This window comes from Mycobacterium angelicum (genome assembly GCF_002086155.1).
GTDB lineage: Bacteria > Actinomycetota > Actinomycetes > Mycobacteriales > Mycobacteriaceae > Mycobacterium > Mycobacterium angelicum.
Map to the genome: position 1 here is coordinate 1 of NZ_MVHE01000165.1, position 2,325 is coordinate 2,325.

The 2,325-nt window shown below is 75.1% G+C and carries 2 protein-coding genes; both read right to left on the reverse strand.

Annotated elements, in window-relative coordinates:
- On the reverse strand, window positions 1–1,244 hold a 1,244-nt coding region (locus tag BST12_RS28705; protein ID WP_083116515.1), incomplete at its 3' end, for a PE family protein.
- A gap of 161 nt (window positions 1,245–1,405) precedes the next feature.
- A complete protein-coding gene (locus tag BST12_RS32470) occupies window positions 1,406–2,323 on the reverse strand; it encodes a hypothetical protein (RefSeq protein WP_211281392.1) in 918 nt (305 codons plus the stop codon).
- Between the last annotated feature and the right edge of the window lie 2 nt (window positions 2,324–2,325).

The window sequence follows — 2,325 nt, forward strand, 5'->3', positions numbered from 1 at the left end:
CCTCCGGTACCGCCGGTGCCGCCGGTGCCCCCCGCCGCGCCCACACCGCCGGTGCCGCCCGTTCCGCCGGCGCCAGCGATCTCGCCGATCCCGCCGGTGCCGCCCTTGCCGCCCGCGGCACCGGTGCCGCCGGTGCCGCCCGTCCCACCGGTACCGCCGGTCCAGCCAGGGGCGTCGCCGCCTGATCCGCCTTGACCTCCAGGCGCGCCAGCACCACCAGTGCCACCGGTGCCACCCGTACCGCCTACGCCAAAGCTGTATGCCGTGGCGCCACCACCCGCACCGCCTTGACCACCGGGCGCGCCGGCACCGCCGGCCCCCCCGGCGCCACCGCTTCCACCAACGAAGTGGACACCCGTCGGCTTGCCTGAGGCAACGCCGCTATAGCCGCCCGGGCCGCCCGGGCCGCCGGCAACTCCGGCTCCACCGTTGTCGCCGGAGAAACCGTTGTAGCCGCTGCCAGTTGGGTTGTCCGCGCCCGCCTTGCCCGTGCCTGCCGTGTCGATGTGGTTCCAGGTCTCTGAGGGGTTGACCCCGGCGGCGCCAACTCCGCCCTGTCCGCCGTGACCGCCCTGGCCACCGGTGCCCCAGAGTCCGGCATTGCCGCCGCTACCACCCATGCCGCCGATGCCGCCGGTGGCGGCGGCGCCACCGGTGCCGCCATTTCCACCACTGCCGAACAGAAAGCCGCCGTTGCCGCCGGCTCCACCCGCTGCCCCGGCTCCGCCTTGGCCGCCGATGCCGCCGTTGCCGATCAAGCCCGCCGAGCCGCCGGCCCCGCCGGCCGCCCCGGCGGCTGTACTGGCACCGCCGGCGCCGCCATTGCCGTACAGAAGTCCGCCCGCGCCGCCCGGCTGCCCGACTCCGTTGACGGTCTTCCCGGCTGCGCCGTCGCCGATCAGGGGGCGGCCGAACAGTGCCAGCGTGGGCGCATTCACCGCGTTGAGCAGGTTCTGTTCAGCGTTGGCGGCCTCAGTGGCCACATAGCTGGCCGCGCCCGCATTCATCAGCTGGACGAACCGATCGTGGAACGATGCGGCCTGCGCGCTCAACGTTTGGTAGGCCTGCCCGTACGCGCCGAAAAGCTCGGCGATGCCCACCGACACTTCGTCAGTACCTGCGGCAAGCACCCCGGTCGTCGAGGCAACCGCTGCAGTGTTGGCTGCGGTGATCGCCGAACCGATGGCCGCTAGATCCGTCGCCGCCGCCGCCACAGTTCCGGGCGCCGCAATGAGATACGACATGTGCTGTCCCCCAGTGAGTCATGGAATAGCCGACGGTCCCCGTAGCACGCGACAGACGAACACCGACACTGCGAAAGTCTCGCCGTTCAAACCGCTGTTGGGATCAGTCATATGACTCAACGGGCCGGCCGGGCCCCCAACCCGCGACCGCGGCGCCGCCGTCAGCCGTGATTGCCGGCCTGACCGACCGGCCCGGAGTCGCCTTGCTGACCGTTGTCACCGCTGGCGGCGTGGCTGCCGCCGGCGCCGAGGCCACCGGCACCAGCGGCGCCACCCGCACCGCCGGCGCCACCTTGCCCCGCGCCCCCAGCCGCACCGCCGATGCCCGCCTGCCCAAGCAGGCCACCGGCGCCCCCGGCGCCCCCGTCGCCGCCCAAACCGCCGGCGCCCCCGTCGGCACCATCTCCGCCGGTCCCGCCCTGGCCACCGACGCCGACGGGGGCGCCAAGGGTGCCCGCATTGCCGCCTAGGCCACCCGCACCGCCCGCCGCACCGGTACCACCGGTCCCACCGGTGCCGCCGGTGCCACCGACTCCGCCGTTGCCGATCAGCAGACCGCCGTGCCCTCCGGCACCGCCGTGGCCACCGATACCGCCCGTCCCGCCGATCGTCGCCCCGGCCCCACCGGCGCCACCGATACCGCCGTTGCCCGCAGCGCCGCCGTTACCGAGGAAGTTTCCGCCATTCCCACCGGCGCCTCCGGCGGCTCCTGCTCCTCCGGCACCCCCGGTTCCACCGGTGCCGCCCGCACCCTTACCGCTGCCACTTATACCCACCTGGACGTCGCCACCGGCTCCGCCGGCACCCCCGTGCCCGCCAACCGGGCCGGCGGCACCGTTACCGCCGACACCCCCGTTACCGCCGGGGCCGCCCAGCCCGCCGACACCGCCGGCCCCGCCATCACCGGCGACACCCGCATGCCCGAACGGGCCGGCGGCACCGCCGGCCCCGCCGACACCGCCGGTCCCCCCGGCACCGCCAGCGCCTCCCATCCCGCCGGAACCACCGTCGCCGCCTGCTTGGCCGCCGCTACCGGCGCCGCCCCCACCCCAGCCACCCGCACCGCCGGTAGCACCCATCC